The organism is Streptomyces mangrovisoli (genome assembly GCF_000974985.2).
GTDB classification, from domain to species: Bacteria; Actinomycetota; Actinomycetes; order Streptomycetales; family Streptomycetaceae; genus Streptomyces; species Streptomyces mangrovisoli.
Genome location: NZ_LAVA02000058.1, coordinates 63935 through 82212 on the forward strand (window position 1 = coordinate 63935; position 18278 = coordinate 82212).

Consider the following 18278-nt stretch of genomic DNA (forward strand, 5'->3'; position numbering starts at 1 on the left):
CTCGCTGTCAGGTGGCCGGGCCGCGACCCCGCGGGGACAGCGGTGGGGCGTCCGGGCCGCCCGCGCGCCGCTGATCTGCGGCCCCGCATCCCTGGCACGCGGTACACGGCCCCCGGCCGGCACTCCGCACGGCTCCCCACCCCGCACCGCGAGCGGCGGAGCATCCCCTTCCCGCCGTCGCCGCGCCACCCCGCTCCCGTCGAGGGCGGGAGCGCCCCCGGAGGCACCCCATGAGAGCTCGCCGACATCTGGCATGGCTCGGTCTCACACCGGAGCCCGAACAGGAGCTGCCGGCCGCCGTGGCGGCCCTGCGGGCCCCGGCGGCCGGCGGTCCGCCCGCGGCCGGCACCTCACCCGCGGCCGACGGCCCGCCCCCGGTCCTCGTGGCCGCCGAGCGGCGGCACGTCGAGCGGCTGGTGCTGCGCGGCACGCAGCGCGGCTGGCTCCGTTATCTGGGCGAGGTCACCGATCTCGTCGTGTCCGCCGCCGAGGAGCCGACCCCGGCCGATCCGGCGCCGGCGCTGCTGGCCGGCGAGGTGGTCCTCGACCACCACCGGATGCTGATCGGCCTGCCCGGCCCCGGCTACGAGCGGGCGGCGGCCCAGCGGCAGGCCCTGGAACGCGCGGTGGACCGGCTTCGATCCCGCGGCGGCGAGCGGCGGAACACCCGGTGACCGGCGTGATCTCCCTCCTCCCGGAGGGGTGGCCCGGCCTGCTGACCCCGCCGCCCGGCACGCACCGCGACCCCTCCACGCGCACGTCGTACGAGCCCGGCGGGTCGTGCGGCTGCCGGGATCAGGGTGGCCGCGCGGACGGCTCGTACGACTCGTACAACTCCTACGACCCGTACAACTCCTACGGCTCCTACGGCTCCTACGGCTCCTACGGCTCCTACGAGCACGTGTCCCGGTACACGGCCGTCGGCGGGTACGCCCCCGTGGCCGCGCCCGACGCGCTGCTCGACCGCATCGCCGCCGCGGGCCTGCGCGGCCGGGGCGGGGCCGGATTTCCCGCCGCCGTCAAACTGCGCGCCGTCCGTGACGCTCCGGGCGTGCCCGTCGTCGTGGCCAACGGCGAGGAGGGCGAACCGGGCTCCGTCAAGGACCGCTGGCTGCTGCGCCACCGGCCGCACCTGGTCCTCGACGGCCTGCGCCTGGCCGCGGCCATGACCGGTGCGGGGCGGGCTTGCGTCTACCTCTCCGACGCCTCCGCCGAGCGGGCCGTACGGCACGCCCTCGCCGAGTGGCCCCACGACGACGGCCCGCGCGTGGACGTCGTCCGCACGGCGCCGTCCTACGTCGCCGGGGAGGAGAGCGCGGTCGTACGGCGGATCGACGGCGGCCCGGCGCTGCCGACGGCCAAACCTCCGCGCCCCTTCGAGCGCGGGGTCGGCGGCGCGCCCACGCTGGTCGCCAACGTCGAGACGCTGGCCCGCGTCGCCCTGCTGCACGCGTGGCCGGACGCCGCGACCCAGGTCACCGGGGCCCATCTGGTGACCCTGTCCGGGTCCCACGGCCGTCCGGCGCTGGTCGAGGTGGCCGCCGGCACCCGGCTCGGCGCGCTCGCCGCCGCCTGCGGGCACGGCGAGGCCGCCGCCGTGCTCCTTGGAGGGCTGTTCGGCGGGCTGCACGGCGCGGGCTGGACCGGCCTCCCGCTCGACCACGAGGGGCTGCGCGCCGCGGGGGGCGCGCTCGGCTGCGGGGCGCTGCATTTCCTGCGCCCCGAAGACTGTCCGGTCGGCGTCGCGGCCGAGGCCACCGCGTATCTCGCGGCCCAGAGCGCCCGGCAGTGCGGGGTGTGCGTCTCGGGCACCGGCGCGCTCTCCGGAGCCCTGTCCGCCGTGACCCGGGGCACGGCGGACCCCGACACACCCCAGAAGCTGCTGCGCTGGGCCCGGCAGCTGCCCGGACGCGGGGCCTGCGGCCTGCTGGACGCCGCCGCGCGGATCACCGCCAGCCTCCTCGACCACTTCCCCGGCCGTCTCGACGAGCACGGGTCCCGGGGCTGCCCCCGATGCGCCGGCCCGGCCGCCGCCGACGGGCTCCGGTTCTCGGTGACCGTGCCCTGACCCACGCCCGCCTCCGCTCCGCTCGCCGTCACCTCCAGAAGACGTCCAGAAGACCTCCAGAAGGGGCCGCACCATGAAACTCCTGCTCGACTCCACCCGCTGCCAGGGCTACGGCCTGTGCCACGAACCGGCGCCGGAGCTGATCGACCTCGACGACTTCGGCTACGCGCGGATCCTGGCCGCTTCCGTGCCGCCCGGCGGCGAGGACGCCGCCGCGGCCGCCGTCGCCGCCTGCCCCAACTCCGCGCTGAAGCTGGTGAAGTGACGTGGGACGCGACCTCTCGGCGCTCTTCGACCCCGTCTCCGTCGCCGTGGTCGGAGCCAGCGACGACCCCGCGAAATACGGCCACGCCATCGCCGCCCAGGCCGTGCGCGCCGACGGCCGACGGCCCGTCCACCTGGTCAACCGGCGCGGCGGTACGGTACTCGGCCGCGCCACCGCCCCCACCCTGAGCGCGATCGGCGAACCGGTCGACCTGGCCGTGGTCTGCGTGCCCGCCGCCGGGTTCGAGGCGGCCGTCGACGAGGCCCTGGAGTGCGGGGCACGCGCGATCGTCGCGATCACCGCCGGGTTCGCGGAGACCGGCGCCGCAGGCCGGGCACGCCAACAGGCCGTCGCCGAACGGGTACGGGCCGCGGGCGCCGTCATGGTCGGCCCCAACTGCCTCGGCATCGCCGACAATTCGACCGACCTCCACCTGGCCTCCGACACTTTCGCGCCCGGCGGCATCGCGCTGCTGAGCCAGAGCGGCAACCTCGCGCTCGAACTCCAACTGCGCTTCGCCCCGCACGGACTCGGCTTCTCCCGCTTCGTGTCGCTGGGTAACCAGGCCGACGTCACCCTCGTCGACCTGCTCGCCGACTGCGCCCGCCACGACGGCACCCGGGCGGTCGCGGTGTACGCCGAGGACTTCGCGGACGGGCGGGCCTTCGCCGAGGCCGCGGCCTCGGCCGGAAAACCGGTCGTGCTGCTCACCGCCGGACGCGGCGCGGCCTCCGCGCGCAGCGCGCAGTCGCACACCGGGGCGCTGACCACCTCCGCCGACGTGGTGACGGCGGCCTGCCGCGACGCCGGTGTGGAACTCGTCGCCACCCCACGCGAACTCACCGTCGTCCTGGCCGCGTTGCACGGCGCACGGCGAACGGCCGGCCGCCGCGTCGCCGTGCTCACCGACGGCGGGGGCCACGGCGTGCTGGCCGCCGACGCCGTCGAGGCCGCGGGCCTGGCCGTGCCCGAGCTCGGCGCCCCGGCCCGGGAGCGGCTGCGCGAGGTGCTGTGGGAGCAGTCGGCGGTCGCCAACCCCGTGGACCTGGCGGGGATGGGCGAGCAGGACCCCGGTTCCTACGCGGCGACCGTCGCCGAACTGCTGGCCGCCGACGAGATCGACGCCGTCCTGATGACCGGCTACTTCGGCGGCTACGCGGCCTCCGAGGGCGGACTCGGCGGTGGCGGTACGGCGCTGGCGGACGGCGAGCGGGAGGCGGCCCGGCTCATCGCCGCCCGGCAACGGACCGTCGCCAAGCCGCTGGTGGTGCAGTCGATGTACCCCCACTCCCCCAGCTGCCGCGCCCTCGCGGCCGCCGGCATCCCCGTCTTCGACGCGACCGAGGACGCCGCGCGCGCTCTCGCCGCCTCGGTGGACGGTGTGGCCGTGCCCGGTGTCGTGCCCCTGCCCCGGCCGGCCGCGCCGCTGGACGAGACCGGGTACATGGGGATCCGGGCGGCTCTCGAAGCGGCCGGACTGGCCTTCCCCGCGGCGCGGGAGATCCACGACGAGTCCGAACTACTGGCCGCCGCAGCCGAGTTCCCGGGGCCGTACGTCCTCAAGGCCCTGCATCTGCTGCACAAGTCCGACGCGGGCGGCGTCGCACTGGGACTGGCCGGGAGGGACGAACTGCTGGCCGCCTTCCGGGAGATGCGGGCCCGGCTCGGCGCGACCGCCCACTCCGTGGAGGCCATGGCCGACGTGTCCGGCGGGATCGAGCTGATCGTCGGCGTCCAGCGCGACCCCCGGTTCGGCCCGGTCGCGATGGTCGGCCTGGGCGGGGTGCTCGCCGAGTCGCTGCGCGACGTCGCCTTCACGCTGGCGCCGGTGACCGCCGAGCGCGCCCTGCGTCTGCTGCGCGGGCTGCGCACGGCCGCTCTGCTCGACGGGGTGCGCGGCCGGCCCGCCGTCGATGTCGGCGCGGCCGCCGAGGCCGTCGAGACGATCACCGCGTTCGCCGCCGCCCACCCGGAGATCGCCGAGCTGGAGGTGAACCCCCTGCTCGTCGGTCCGCACGGCGCGCTCGCGCTGGACGCGCGGGCCGTACGCGACTGAGTGATCCGCCCCTCGGCGCTCACGTGCGCGCCCCGCAAGCCCCGCTCGCCCTCCCTCGACCGAAGTGGTGGTCTCCATGGACATGCGCTACACCCCCGAACAGTCCGACCTGAAGCGGCGCGCGGCCGGGTACGCCCGGCTGCTGATGCGTCACGAGGACCAGTCCGAGCGGGCCGGCGGTCCGCTGCCGCGGGAGCTGGTCGCCCAGCTGACCCGGGCCGCGATGGACGCCGGCGTCTACGCCATCAACATGCCCGCCGCATGGGGCGGCGCCGGGCTCAGCCTGCTCGACCAGGTCATCGTCGAGGAGGAGTTCGGCAAGGCCACCAACTGCCTCTGGGACATTCCCTGGCGGCCCGCGAACGTGCTGGCCCAGGGCGACGAGCGGCAGCGCGAGAAGTACCTGCTGCCCGTGATCCGCGCGGAGAAGTTCGACGCGTTCGCGGTCACCGAGCCGGGTGCCGGTTCCGACCCCGGCTCCGGCACCTCCACGGCCACCCGCACCGCCGGCGGCTGGCTGCTGAGCGGCGAGAAGTGGTTCGTGACCTGCGGCGACATCGCCGATTTCCTGCTGGTGCAGGCGGACGCGGGGCCCGAGCGGCTGCCGACGCTGTTCTTCGTGGACAAGGCCGCACCCGGTGTGGAGATGACCCGTGTGCCGCGCTTCATGCACTCCGCCGTCAACGGGCACCCCGAATTCACCTTCACCGACGTCTTCGTGGCCGACGAGGACGTGCTCGGCGGGGTCGGCAACGGCTACGAGCTGACCAAGGAATGGTTCACCGACGAACGGCTGATGATCGCCGCCCGCACCGTCGGCGCCGCCGAGCGGGCCCTGCAACTCGCCCGCGACTGGGCCGTGGAGCGCGAGCAGTTCGGCGCCCCGATCGCCTCGTACCAGCTGATCCAGGGGATGCTCGCGGACTGCGCCGTGGACATCGCCGTCAACCGCGCCTACACCCACCAGGTCGCCTGGGAGGCCGACCAGCCGCACCCCGACCGCAAGACCCTGCACGCCAAGGCCTCCACCGCCAAGCTCGCCGCCAGCGAGGCGGCCGGCCGGGTCGCCGACCGGTGTCTGCAGATCTTCGGCGGCCGCGGCTACGACCGCTCCTACCCCGTCGAGCGCATCTACCGGGAGCTGCGCGTGGACCGGATCTGGGAGGGCACCTCCGAGATCCAGCGGCTGATCATCGCCAACGAGCTGATCAAGCGCGGCACCGGCGTGCTGGCGCTCCCCACGCACTGACACCCGCCGCCGCGACCGTCCCGGGCGCGCCTCGACTCGGCCGCCACGACGGCCCCGCACGTCGATCCCGCACGACGACTCCGCGTGTCGGCCCGGCCCACCTCCGCACACCACCACACAGCGAGGACTTCCATGGACTTCCGCCTCACCCCGCGCCAGGCTCAGCTCAAGGCCGACGCGCGTGCCCTCACCGACTTCATCACCGCCTACGAGACGCGGTGCGAGGAGAACAACGGGCTGCCCGCCGCCGCGCACGCCGAGATCCGCGACGCCGTACTGGACGCGGGCCTCCAGGCCGTCAACATGCCGGCCGAGTGGGGCGGAGCGGGCCTGACCATCGCCGAACAGGTCACCGTGCAGGAGGAGTTGGGGCGGCTCACCGGCGCCCTGTGGGACATGGTGTGGCGACCGGCGAACGCGCTGCGGTTCTGCACCCCCGAGCAGCGCGAACGCTTCCTGGTCCCGGTCATCAAGGGGGAGCGCCGCGACTGCTACGCGGTGACCGAGCGCGGCGCCGGTTCGGATCCGCAGAACATCGCCACCACGGCCACGAAGAACGAGCGGGGGTGGGTGCTCGACGGCGAGAAGTGGTTCGTGACGGTCGGCGATCACGCGGACTTCATGATCGTCCTCGCGGCGGCGGGTCCGGAGCGCGCCCCGACGCTGTTCCTCGTCGACAAGGACACCCCGGGCATCGAGATGACGCGCGTGCCGCGCTTCATGCACACCTTCGTCTACGAGCACCCCGAGTTCACGTTCACCGATGTGCAGGTGGACGAGGACGCCGTGCTCGGCGGCATCGGCGAGGGGTACGACATCACCCGCTCCTGGTTCACCGAGGAGCGCCTGATGATCGCGGCCCGGACCGTCGGCGCGGCCGAGCGGGCACTTGAGCTGTCCCGCGACTGGGCCGTGGAGCGCGAGCAGTTCGGCGCGCCGATCGCGACGTACCAACTGGTGCAGGGGATGCTCGCGGACTGCGCCGTGGACATCGCCGTCAACCGCGCCTACACCCACCAGGTCGCCTGGGAGGTGGACCAGGCCGGTCCCGAGGACCGCAAGACCCTGCACGCCAAGGCGTCCGTCGCCAAGCTCGCCGCGAGCGAGGCGTCGGGCCGCGTGATCGACCGGTGCCTCCAGATCCACGGCGGACGGGGCTACGACCGCGCGTACGCCGTGGAGCGGCTCTACCGGGAGCTGCGCGTGGACCGGATCTGGGAGGGCACCTCCGAGATCCAACGGCTGATCATCGCCAACGAGCTGATCAAGCGCGGCACGGGGGTGCTGGACCTGCCGGTCACCCGCTGACCCCCGCCGACCGGGGCGCCGGGCCGCACGCCGGCCCGGGGCCTTCCCACGTCCGCACGCCACGGCCGGCACCGGAGGCCGTGGCGCGGGTGGCGCGGGTGTGAGGGACAATGGCGGCGGCGTACGACCGCCTGACGAGGGGAGTCGCAGGGTGCCCACCAAGGTGCGCGGCACGGCGGACACGCGCGAGCGCATCCTGACCGCGGCGTGCGAGGCCATCGCGGACATCGGCTTCGAGAAGATCCGGATGCGCATGGTCGCGGAGCGGGCCGGTGTGTCCACCGCCCTGCTGCACTACCACTTCGACACCCGCGAGAAGCTGTTCACCGAGGCGATGGCGCACTCCTTCGCCAACACGGCCCTCGATGTGGAGCGCGATGCCGAGACGGCGCCGGCGGCGGTCGTCCTGGCCCGGATCGTGCGCAGCCTGCTGCCGACCGACGCCGTACTGCACCAGGACTGGCGCCTGTGGCAGGAGCTGTGGGTCCGGGCGCTGCGCGACGAGTCGACCCGGGTGTTCGCGGTGGACCTGTACGCCGAACTGCACGCGTGGGTGGGCGGCGCGGTGCGGCGGGGCATCGAGTCCGGCGAGTTCACAGCGACCGACGTCGACGAACTCGCCACCCTCGTCCTGTCCTTGAGCGACGGCTACGGCATCCGCGTGATGCTGCGCGACCCCGCCGTGACCCTCGACAAGGCCCTCGCCGCCATCTGGCGCCACATCGCCGCGGCTCTCGGCCTGCCGACGGCGGTCCCGGCGGGCTGAGGAACCGGTCGGCCACATGTGCCACGCGCGGGCCGCTCGGCACGTGTGCCGTGCGCGAGTTCGGTACGTGTGCCGGCGCGCATTCGGTACGTGTGCCGTGCCGTGTGCCGCTGGTCGAGGCGACGTCCACGGATCAGGCCGAGTCCGGCAGCCGCCCCTCACGCGCCACACCGGTGTCCGCCGCCGGCGGCCGGTCCGCCGTGGCCGCGGCGGAGAGCAGCCGGCCCGCCACCTCGGCCCGTTCGTCCGGCGGGATCACCAGCAGGTTCCAGAGCCCGGCCGGGCCGCAGTCCACGGTGATCGCGTGGGCCCCGGCGGGCAGATCGCTCAGGACCACGTCGATCGCGTGGCCGGGCGCCATCACGGTCCGCGGCGCGTCGGGCCAGGCCGCGGTCCCCACCGTGACGCGGGTGACGCCGGTGACCGCGCCGGGGTCCAACGAGCCGAGCAGCGCGGGCAGTTCCAGCTCCAGCGCGTCGCAGCGCGGCCACCACGCGCCGCCCGTCGGGCCGTGCCCGGCGCCCGGCGCGAGACGGAGCCGGGGCAGCGGCATCCGGTAGGTCGCCGCGTCGTCCTGCGGTGTGCCCTCGGCGGGCTGGGTGATGGCGTCCATCGCGCGATCCCGTTCCAGGCGGCTTCCGGCTGCCCTGGTCTGTCACTCGCCGGGAACGGCGGCACCCCGGCGGTGCGCCCGAATAGCTCTCGGTGACAGTCAGATTACGCCCTGTCGCAGGGAACGGCATCGCGCCGGACCTCGCGGCCGGAGGGCAGGACCCAGGGTCACCGGACCGCCGACGGCACCCCTTCCCTCGGCAGGATCAGCACGCACGGCGCCACGGCGCCGGGCAGCCCCACGAACTCACCCATGTTCTGCCACCCCCACGACGCGAAGGCGGCCTGCCCCGCGGAGTCCGCGGGGTGGAACAGGGCGACTCCCAGGGGGGCGTCCAGCTCGGTCAGCAGCCGCTGTTGCAGCCTGCGCGCGATGTCGCGCTGCTGAGCGTGCGGGTGGGCCACGACCTGGGTGAGGACGACGAACCGCGAGCGGGCGGTGGACCGTTGGACGCTTTCCTGGAGCACTCCGACGAACCCCGGCCGGGCGCGGTCGTCCGGACCCACCGGAAAACCGAAGGCGCACCCGACCAGCAGCGTCGTCTCGGCCACCAGCAGCGCGAAACCGGGGTGATGGGCGCTGACCGTCAGGCGCCGCAGGAAGTCCTCCCGGTCGTGGCAGACCGTGGCGGAGGCACCCGTGAGGGACTCCGCGGCCAGGTCCGCGATGTCCTCGCGCGCCGCTTCGGCCTGCCAACGCGTCAGCCGCCGCAGGCGGATCCCGTCCTTGAGGACCGGCCGCTCCCGTCGGCGAGCGGGCTCCCGAGGCGCACGCGCCCCGGCGCCCGCCGGGCTCTCGAACCGGACCTGCGGCACGCGGGTCCCCGGGGCCGCGAGAAGCCGAGGGGCGGATCCGGTGACGGTCAGCAGCCGGGCGATCTGCGCGCACGGGTGGTGCAGCCGCAGCGTGGCGTGCGCCCGGCCGGCCCGCCGTGCGGCCGTGAGCAGGACGTTCAGGCCCCTGGCATCGCAGGACCCGACCAGGGTCAGGTCGACGTCGATGACGGTGGCGCCGTCCAGCAGACAGCGCTCCAACGCGGCCCGCAGCAGCGGTGCCGTGGCCGGTCCGATGTCACCGCAGAGCGTGACGAGCGACCGCTCCCCCTGGTCCCGTCGCAGGAGGTCGAGCCGGGCGGGGAACATCATTCCTCCCCGCGGCACGGGCCGGTGCGGATGCGCGATGCCGTGGCCGCGGGGAAGATGCGCGCACTCGCGCCGACCGCGGTGGACATGATGCCGACCCGTCTCCGCGCCGACCGGAGGGCGACGCGGACTCGCCTCTCGCCGGGGACGCCCCGGCGCGGCTGCCGGAGTGCGTGATGCCCTCGGTACGTCAACGGTACGCCGCCCGCGCCCGCACGGGCCGGGACCTTCGCGGCAGGGCCGCACGCGGCGTCCTGCCTGGTGGCGCCCTCGTGGCCCGCTCGGGCCGTGCGCACGGCGCGTCGGAGGGCCCCGGTACATCGAGGACGAACGGCCCTGTTCAAGGTACCGATGTCCCACTGCGCAATCCGCTGGGCGGTACGAGACTGGAGATACACCGGATCCGTAGCGCCCCGGCGCTTTCGGTGTGCCGAAGACGAAAGGTGAACCCATGACCAGCCGCCGCGCCAAGGACGGCCAGCACACCTCTGCGAGCGGCAAGGCAACGCCGGCCGCCACTGCTGCCCCCACCCCCACCGAACCGCACGAAGTCGAGCTCGCTGTCGACGAGTTGGTGGTTCGCGGCCTGGAAGCGCTTCGGGAATACGCCGACTACACGCAGGAACAGATCGACCACATAGTGAAGAAGGCGAGCCTCGCCGCGCTCGCGCAGCACACCCGGCTCGCCGCGATGGCCGTGGAGGAGACCCGGCGCGGTGTCTTCGAGGACAAGGCCGTCAAGAACATCTTCGCGTGCGAGAACATCACGCACTCCATGCGGGACGTGAAGACCGTCGGCGTGATCCGCCGCGACGACATCGACGGGATCGTGGAGATCGCCGAGCCCGTCGGCGTGGTCGCCGGAGTCACCCCCGTCACCAACCCCACCTCCACCACGATCTTCAAGGCGCTCATCGCGCTGAAGACCCGCAATCCCATCATCTTCGGCTTCCACCCGGCCGCGCAGAACTGCTCCGCCGAGGCCGCCCGGATCGTCCGTGACGCCGCCGTGAAGGCCGGCGCCCCCGCGCACTGCGTGCAGTGGGTCGAGACGCCCTCCAAGGAAGCCACCAGCGCCCTGATGAACCACCCGGGCGTCTCGTCGATCCTGGCCACCGGCGGCAACGCGATGGTCCGCGCCGCCTACAGCTGCGGCAAGCCGGCGCTGGGCGTCGGGGCCGGCAACGTGCCGTCGTACATCGAGAAGACCGCCGACGTGAAGCGCGCGGTCAACGACGTGGTGCTGTCCAAGACCTTCGACAACGGCATGGTGTGCGCCTCCGAGCAGGCGGTGATCCTGGACCAGGAGATCCGCGACGAGGCGCTCGCGGAGTTCCGCAAGCTCAAGGCGTACCAGGTCGACGCCGAGGAGAAGGCCAAGCTGGAGCAGTACGTGTTCGGCGTGGGTGCCGAGCAGCAGGGCGGACGCAACTGCGCCGGTGCCCAGCTGAACGCCTCCATCGTCGGACAGAGCGCGGTCGCCATCGCCAAGGGCGCCGGTTTCGAGGTGCCCGCGGACACCACGGTGCTGCTGGTCGAGGCCTCCGAGGTCGGCGTGGACGAGCCGATGACCCGCGAGAAGCTCTGCCCGGTGCTCACGGTGCTGGGCGCGAACAGCCGGGACGAGGGCGTACGACTGGCCGCGCAGATGGTCGAGTTCAACGGCCTGGGCCACTCGGCCGCCGTGCACACCGCCGACGCCGCGTTCGCCGAGCAGTACGGGCACGCCATGAAGGCCTGCCGGGTGATCTGGAACGCGCCCAGCTCGCAGGGCGGCATCGGCGACGTCTACAACGCGTTCATGCCGTCGCTGACCCTGGGCTGCGGCTCGTACGGCGGCAACTCGGTCTCCGGCAACGTGACCGCGCTCAACCTGATCAACGTCAAGCGGATCGGGCGACGGAACAACAACATGCAGTGGTTCAAGATCCCGTCGAAGATCTTCTTCGAGCGCGACTCCATCAAGTACCTCGCCGACATGCGCGGCGGCCGCAAGGTCGTCGTCGTCACCGACAAGACCATGGTCGAGATCGGCCACCTGGAGCGGATCCGCAGCGTGCTGCGCCGCCGCAGCGAGCCCTGCGAGGTCCGTGTCATCGACAACGTCGAGCCGAACCCGAGCATCGACACCGTGCGCGCGGGCGCCGAGATGATGCGGCACTTCCAGCCCGACACCATCGTGGCCCTCGGCGGCGGCTCGCCGATGGACGCGGCCAAGGTGATGTGGCTGATGTACGAGCACCCGCAGATCGAGTTCGGGGACCTCAAGGAGAAGTTCTTCGACATCCGCAAGCGGGCGTTCACCTTCCCCGACCTCGGGCAGAAGGCCGATCTGGTGTGCATCCCGACCACCTCGGGCACCGGCAGCGAGGTCACCCCGTTCGCCGTCATCACCGACACCGCGACCGGTCAGAAGTACCCGCTGGCCGACTACGCGCTCACCCCGACCGTCGCCATCTGCGACCCGGTGCTCACCACGTTCCTGCCGAAGGCCGTCACCGCGGACTCCGGTTTCGACGCGCTGACGCACTGCCTGGAGACCTATGTCTCGGTGTACGCCAACGACTTCACCGACGGACTGGCGCTCCAGGGCATCCGGCTGATCTTCGAGAACATCGAACAGGCCGTGCTGAACGGGCCGAACAACCCGATCGCGCGCGAGAAGATGCACAACGCCGGCACCATCGCGGGCATGGCGTTCGGGTCGTCGTTCCTCGGCGTGGTGCACGCCATGGCGCACACGCTGGGCGCCACCTTCCATGTCGCCCACGGCCGCACCAACGCGCTGCTGCTGCCGCACGTGATCCGCTACAACGGATCGGCGCCGAGGAAGGTCACCGGCTGGCCGAAGTACGAGCGCTACATCGCGCCGGAGCGGTACCAGAACGTGGCCCGGATGCTGGGCCTGCCCGCCGCCACCCCGGAGGAGGGCGTGGAGTCCCTCGCCCACGCGATCGAGGAACTGCGCGAGAAGGTCGGCATCCCGCGGTCGTTCAAGGACGCCGGGGTCGACGAGGCGGCCTTCCTGGACGCGCTGCCCCAGCAGGCCATGAACGCCTTCGAGGACCAGTGCGCACCCGCCAACCCGCGGCTGCCGATGCTGGACGACATGCAGGAGCTGATGCGCACGGCCTTCTACGGCGACGCGGTGTGAGCCCCGTGCCGTCGAACCGAGCAACCGAGCAACGCGAAGGAGTCGTGCACCCATGACCACGCAGCAGCAGCGGTCGCTCCGCAGCTCCTGGGACGGTTTCCGGGGAGGACTGTGGCGGGACGAGATCAACGTACGGGACTTCATCCAGCAGAACTACACGCCCTACGAGGGTGACGCCTCCTTCCTGGCCGGCCCCACCGAGCGCACCACGGCCGTATGGAAGAAGATCACCGATCTCTTCCCGGAGGAGCGCGCCAAGGGTGTGCTGGACGTGTCCTACGACGTCCCGTCCACCATCACCGCCCACCCGCCGGGCTGGATCGACCGCGACAAGGACCTGATCGTCGGCCTCCAGACGGACGCCCCGCTGAAGCGGGCGATCATGCCCTACGGCGGCTGGCGGATGGTGGCCGGTGCCCTGAAGACATACGGCTACCCCGTCTCCCCCGAGTTGGAGAAGGTCTTCACCGAGTACCGCAAGACCCACAACGCCGGGGTGTTCGACGCGTACACCCCGGACATCCGGGCGGCCCGCAAGGCCGGCATCGTCACCGGCCTGCCCGACGCCTACGGCCGCGGCCGCATCATCGGCGACTACCGCCGGGTGCCGCTGTACGGCGTGGACCGGCTGATCGCCGCCAAGGAGGAGGAGAAGGCCTCCCTGGACGCCATGCCGCGCGACCCCGACCGGCTGGAGGAGGTGATCCGGGAACGCGAGGAGGTCTCCGAGCAGATCCGGGCGCTCGGCGAGCTGAAGACGATGGCCGCGTCCTACGGGCACGACGTCTCCGGCCCCGCGAGCACCGGCCGCGAGGCGATCCAGTGGCTGTACTTCGCCTACCTCGCGGCGGTCAAGGAGCAGAACGGCGCGGCGATGTCGCTCGGCCGCACCTCCACCTTCGTCGACGTCTATCTCCAACGGGACATCGACGCGGGGGTGTTGGACGAGAGCCAGGCCCAGGAACTGGTCGACGACTTCATCATCAAGCTGCGGATCGTGCGCTTCCTGCGCACACCGGAGTACGACGAGTTGTTCTCCGGCGACCCGACCTGGGTGACGGAGTCCATCGGCGGGATCGGTTCGGACGGCCGCACCCTGGTCACCCGCACCTCCTTCCGCTACCTGCAGACCCTCTACAACCTGGGTCCGGCGCCCGAGCCCAACATGACCGTGTTCTGGTCTCCGGCGCTGCCGCAGGGCTTCAAGGACTTCTGCGCGCAGGTGTCCATCGACACCTCCAGCCTCCAGTACGAGTCCGACGAACTGATGCGGCCGCGCTTCGGCGACGACACCGCCATCGCCTGCTGCGTCTCCGCGATGGAGGTCGGCAAGCAGATGCAGTTCTTCGGCGCCCGGGTCAACCTCGCCAAGACGCTGCTGTACGCCATCAACGGCGGCCGGGACGAGAAGTCCGGCGCGCAGGTCGGCCCCGCCACCGGGGCGATCACCGCCGAGACGCTGGACTACGACGAGGTGGTGGGCCGCCTCGACCAGCAGATGGAGTGGCTGGCCGAGACCTACGTCCACGCCCTCAACGTCATCCACTACATGCACGACAAGTACGCCTACGAGCGGCTGGAGATGGCGCTGCACGACCGGGACATCCGGCGCACCATGGCGTGCGGCATCGCCGGTCTCTCGGTCGCCGCGGACTCCCTCTCGGCGATCAAGTACGCCCGGGTGACGCCCGTGCGGGACGAGACCGGGCTCGTGGTGGACTACCGCACCGAGGGCGAGTTCCCGGCGTACGGCAACAACGACGAGCGGCCCGACGCGATCGCGGTGTGGCTGGTCGAGGAGTTCATGCGCAAGGTGCGCCGGCACCCCACCTACCGGGGCGCCGAGCACACCCAGTCCGTGCTGACCATCACCTCCAACGTGGTCTACGGCAAGAAGACCGGCAACACCCCCGACGGGCGCCGGGCAGGCGAGCCGTTCTCCCCGGGCGCCAACCCGATGAACGGCCGTGACACGCACGGCTATGTCGCCAGCGCGCTGTCGGTCGCCAAACTCCCCTACGAACAGGCGGAGGACGGGGTGTCGCTGACCAACACGATCACCCCCGACGCGCTGGGCCGCACCCCCGAGGACCGGGTCCGCAATCTCGCGGGCGTCCTGGACGGCTTCGTCACCTGCCAGGGCTTCCACATGAACGTCAATGTGCTGAACCGGGACACGCTGGTCGACGCCATGGAGCATCCGGAGAAGTATCCGCAGCTGACCGTCCGGGTCAGCGGCTACGCGGTCAACTTCGTGCGGCTGACCCGGGAACAGCAGCTCGACGTGTTGAGCCGTACCTTCCACGGCTCGCTGTAGCCGCCGTCCTCCCCGGGGAGCTCCGATCCGCGCTCCCCGGGGCCGTCCTTCCGTCACCACGCCAGGAGGCGTCGTCGTGAGCGTGATCCAGCCGGGCGCTCTCCTGCCCCTCGTCCCCGTCGGCGCCGACAGTCCGGCCGAGCAGGCCGCCGCGTCGCGCGACGACGGCGCCGTCAGCGGGTCGGTGCACTCCTGGGACCTGTCCACCGGGGTGGACGGGCCCGGCACCCGCTTCGTCTGCTTCCTCGCCGGCTGCCCGCTGGCCTGTCTGTACTGCCACAACCCGGACACCATGCAAATGCGCAACGGGCAGCGCACCACGGCCGACGAGGTCGTCGAGGAGGCACGCAAGTACGTCGCCTTCATCCGGGCCTCGGGCGGGGGCTTCACCATCAGCGGCGGCGAGCCGCTGCTCCAACCGGACTTCGCCGGCGAGGTCCTGCGCCGCGTCCACGACGAACTGGGCCTGCACACGGCCCTGGACACCTCCGGCTTCCTCGGCGCCCGCGCCTCCGACCGGCTGCTGGAGAGCGTCGACCTGGTCCTGCTCGACATCAAGTCCTGGGACCGCGAGCTCTATCTGCGCCTCACCGGGCAGCAGTTGGAGCCGACCCTGGCCTTCGCCCGCCGCCTGGCCGCGCTGCGCAAGGAGGTGTGGGTGCGCTTCGTCCTGGTGCCGGGCCTGACCGATCCCGAGGAGAACGTGGAGGGAGTCGCCGCCTTCGCCGCGTCCCTCGGCAATGTCACCCGCGTCGACGTCCTGCCCTTCCACAAACTCGGCGCCGCCAAGTGGGCGGAACTGGGCAAGAAATTCACCCTGGCCGACACTCCGACCCCCACCGCGGCCCAGGTCGCCGAGGCCCGATCCATCTTCGCGTCCCACGGCCTGAACGCGGTGTGAACTCGTCCTCGGTATTCGGCTTGCGCTGATGTCCCGTTCCCGGGAACACCCGGCGGCACGGCTGCTCAGCAGTCATCATGTGCCACCGATCGAAGACTTCGGAAAGAAATCGGAGTACCCGCAAGGGGCGACCGGAGAGCGGAATAGTGTTCCGGGACACGGCTTCCCGAACCGATCGGATTCCGCTCGTCCAAAGGCTCTGCCACCGAGTGGGAGCCGCAGAAAGTATCGGGTGATCCTCAAGCGCCCCCGTCCCGGCCGATGACCGGACGCGGTGCGTCGAGCGGCCTTTTCGAGCCGCGCCCGGAAAGACAGGACATCGTCGATGGCACACCGATACTTACGCGTCCACGGGACGCCCCTGCCCGACACCCTCCCGCCCGGCACGCGCCGCCCGGCGGCCCCCCGCGCGGGAGGGGTGCGATGACGGTCCAGGAGGACGAGAACAGCGAGACGGGCCGCAACAACACGCGCTCGCCTCGGATCGGGAACCGGCCCGAGGACGAGCGCCGCCCCCGGCAGGGCGGCCGCCCGAAGCCGGCCGAGGACGACGACACCGGCGGCCGGGACGTGCGCGACAGCAAGCCGGTTCCGCCACCCGGGTCACCCGCGGCGCCGACACCGCCACCGTCGTCGCCGGACGCACCGCCGCCGAAACCCGCACCGCCCCGGACACCGACACCGGCTCCCCCGTCGATCATCCTGCCGACGCCGCGCCGCGCACCACGGGCGCCGTCCTCGGCCGCGCCCTGGTGGCGGCCCCGTCTGACGGGCCTGCTGCACCACCGGGCGACCCTCGCCGTCGGCGCCGGGACCGTGGCGGCCGCGCTCGTCGCCGGATACCTCTGGCACCGCCACGACCAGGCCGTCGAGCACCAGCGGAAGGTGGAGGCCCAGCGGCAGGAGGTCCAAAAGAAGCACTGCGGCACCCTGGACCCGGCCCTCGTCACCTACCCGCACGGCGAGTGCGCGGGCGTGACCGACGGCGGCGACGGCTCAAAGGTGTTCGGAGCCTCCCTCGAACCGGCACTGACCGCCATCGGCGCCGAGAACGCGGAAGCCACCCGTGCCGGGCACTACGTGACCATCGCCTTCCTCGCCCCGATGAGTTCGACCGGCGCGGCCGCGGACCTCACACAGGACCAGTTCACCGGAGAGATCGAGGGCGCCTACACCGCCGTCGAGCGCGCCAACGCCGGCGACAGCCCCCTCAAGATCCGCCTGGTCCTGGCCAACATGGGCAGCGGGGAACAGCATTGGAAGCAGACCGTCGGCGCGCTGAAGAAGGTCAAGAACCTGGTCGCCGTCGCCGGGCTGGGGCTCAGCCAGAAGGAGTCCGTGGAGGCGGCCCGCGCGCTGAGCAAGGAGGACCTGCCCATGGTGGCCGACCTCATCACCGCCGACGGCTTCGACAGCACCGGCGCCATCGACAGCGCACACGGTGCGGCGAAGCCGATCAAGGGCCTGACCCGTGTCTCCCTCACCAACGCGGCACAGCTGAAGGCGCTCGGCAAGGCGCTCGGCAGCGCGCCGCGCACCGCGGCCGTCGTACGCTCCGAGGTGACCCCCGTCGGGAGCGCCGACTACTACACCGACTCCCTCCACCACGACTTCGTCACCCTGGACGGGCTGAAGCAACACCTCGACCCGGGACAGGACTTCGCCTTCGACCCCCGCGGCGGGGCCGAGTCCATCCTCGGCAGCATCGGCCAGGACCTCTGCACCGCAGGACACCCCGTCGACACCGTCTACTACGCGGCGCGGGAGAAGTATCTGCCCGACTTCCTCCAGGCCCTGGCCCAACGCAGCTGTCACCAGCAGCACATCACCGTCGTCACCGGATCCGACACCTCGGCCCTGGACCCGACGACCCTCTCCGGCCTGAACAGCCAGGGCGACTCACCCATCACCGTGCTCTACGCCAACCTGCCCAGCCCCGCCGCGCTCCGTGGCCACGGCAACACGGACCACGACCTGTACGCCAGGTTCATGACGGCCTTCACCGCCGACCACCACGGACAGACCTTCCCCGCAGGAGACACGACCCGCGGCACCTGGCCGGTCTTCGCCCATGACGCTGTCCTGACCCTCACCACCGCCATCCGCCGGGCCACCACCCCCGACCATCCCCTGCCCACCAAGTACGACGTCCGCAACCATCTGTTCGCCCTCACCAACGGGGCCGTGCCCGCGGCCACCGGCCGCTTCGGCATCGACTCGACCGGCAACCGGACCAGCACCCCCCTCGTCGTCCACCGACTCGGGCCCGCCCTCTGAACCTGCGGATGCGCACCCCAGGGCCGACTGCAACTCGCAGTCGGCCCTGATCAGTTGAGGGCCGCTCGACCGTTCTGCCCGCCTTCGGCACGTACGCCGCGCAAGCATCACGCATGGTCTAGTCCAAAAAATAATTTGGTCTAGGCCAATCCATTGACGTGC

General features: G+C 72.3%; 13 protein-coding genes. 11 read left to right on the top strand and 2 right to left on the bottom strand.

All coding sequences use genetic code 11. The features are described from left to right. Nucleotides 1-230: 230 nt before the first annotated feature. The 7 genes from WN71_RS42845 (at nt 231) to WN71_RS23890 (ending at nt 7712) form a co-directional block, all read left to right on the top strand. Entirely contained in the window at nt 231-674 is a 444-nt protein-coding gene (locus WN71_RS42845; RefSeq protein WP_143074867.1) for a hypothetical protein, read from the top strand. After that, the gene (locus WN71_RS42315) at nt 671-2068 is read left to right on the top strand and encodes an NADH-ubiquinone oxidoreductase-F iron-sulfur binding region domain-containing protein (RefSeq protein ID WP_052743096.1); all 1398 of its coding nucleotides are present in this window, start codon (nt 671-673) and stop codon (nt 2066-2068) included. Before WN71_RS42845 ends, WN71_RS42315 begins: the two co-directional genes overlap by 4 nt. Nucleotides 2069-2141: 73 nt before the next feature. Beyond that, on the top strand, nt 2142-2333 hold the full coding sequence (locus WN71_RS23870; protein WP_046588048.1) for a ferredoxin: 192 nt from the start codon (nt 2142-2144) through the stop codon (nt 2331-2333). Between the two features lies 1 nt (nt 2334). Continuing rightward, on the top strand, nt 2335-4389 hold the full coding sequence (locus WN71_RS23875) for an acetate--CoA ligase family protein (protein WP_046588049.1): 2055 nt from the start codon (nt 2335-2337) through the stop codon (nt 4387-4389). A 76-nt stretch (nt 4390-4465) separates the two neighbouring features. Next, nucleotides 4466-5638, top strand: coding sequence for an acyl-CoA dehydrogenase family protein (locus WN71_RS23880; protein ID WP_046588222.1), 1173 nt, complete (start codon nt 4466-4468; stop codon nt 5636-5638). A gap of 132 nt (nt 5639-5770) precedes the next feature. Then, nucleotides 5771-6946, top strand: coding sequence for an acyl-CoA dehydrogenase family protein (locus tag WN71_RS23885; RefSeq protein ID WP_046588050.1), 1176 nt, complete (start codon nt 5771-5773; stop codon nt 6944-6946). Between the two features lie 151 nt (nt 6947-7097). Continuing rightward, nucleotides 7098-7712 carry a TetR/AcrR family transcriptional regulator gene (locus WN71_RS23890; protein ID WP_046588051.1) on the top strand — a complete coding sequence of 205 codons (615 nt, stop codon included), beginning with the start codon at nt 7098-7100 and terminating at the stop codon, nt 7710-7712. A 133-nt stretch (nt 7713-7845) separates the two neighbouring features. On the opposite strand, the gene WN71_RS23895 is transcribed toward WN71_RS23890, so the two are convergent. Both WN71_RS23895 and WN71_RS40075 read right to left on the bottom strand, forming a co-directional pair. Then, complete coding sequence (locus tag WN71_RS23895; protein WP_240529735.1) at nt 7846-8325, bottom strand: DUF5994 family protein; 480 nt, start codon at nt 8323-8325, stop codon at nt 7846-7848. A 167-nt stretch (nt 8326-8492) separates the two neighbouring features. Next, nucleotides 8493-9470 (bottom strand): STAS domain-containing protein, encoded by a 978-nt coding sequence (locus tag WN71_RS40075; RefSeq protein WP_167382952.1) that lies wholly within the window; start codon nt 9468-9470, stop codon nt 8493-8495. Between the two features lie 448 nt (nt 9471-9918). Here WN71_RS40075 and adhE point away from each other — a divergent pair, with 448 nt between their 5' ends. The 4 genes from adhE (at nt 9919) to WN71_RS23920 (ending at nt 18116) form a co-directional block, all read left to right on the top strand. Then, nucleotides 9919-12621: a bifunctional acetaldehyde-CoA/alcohol dehydrogenase gene (gene adhE / locus WN71_RS23905; RefSeq protein WP_046588052.1), complete on the top strand. Its 2703-nt coding sequence runs from the start codon at nt 9919-9921 to the stop codon at nt 12619-12621. 52 nt (nt 12622-12673) lie between these two features. Further along, the gene (gene pflB / locus WN71_RS23910) at nt 12674-14938 is read left to right on the top strand and encodes a formate C-acetyltransferase (RefSeq protein WP_046588053.1); all 2265 of its coding nucleotides are present in this window, start codon (nt 12674-12676) and stop codon (nt 14936-14938) included. A 76-nt stretch (nt 14939-15014) separates the two neighbouring features. Further along, the gene (gene pflA, locus WN71_RS23915) at nt 15015-15839 is read left to right on the top strand and encodes a pyruvate formate-lyase-activating protein (RefSeq protein WP_420856522.1); all 825 of its coding nucleotides are present in this window, start codon (nt 15015-15017) and stop codon (nt 15837-15839) included. Nucleotides 15840-16262: 423 nt separating this feature from the next. Beyond that, the gene (locus WN71_RS23920; RefSeq protein ID WP_052743097.1) at nt 16263-18116 is read left to right on the top strand and encodes a type 1 periplasmic-binding domain-containing protein; all 1854 of its coding nucleotides are present in this window, start codon (nt 16263-16265) and stop codon (nt 18114-18116) included. The last annotated feature ends 162 nt before the right edge of the window (nt 18117-18278 follow it).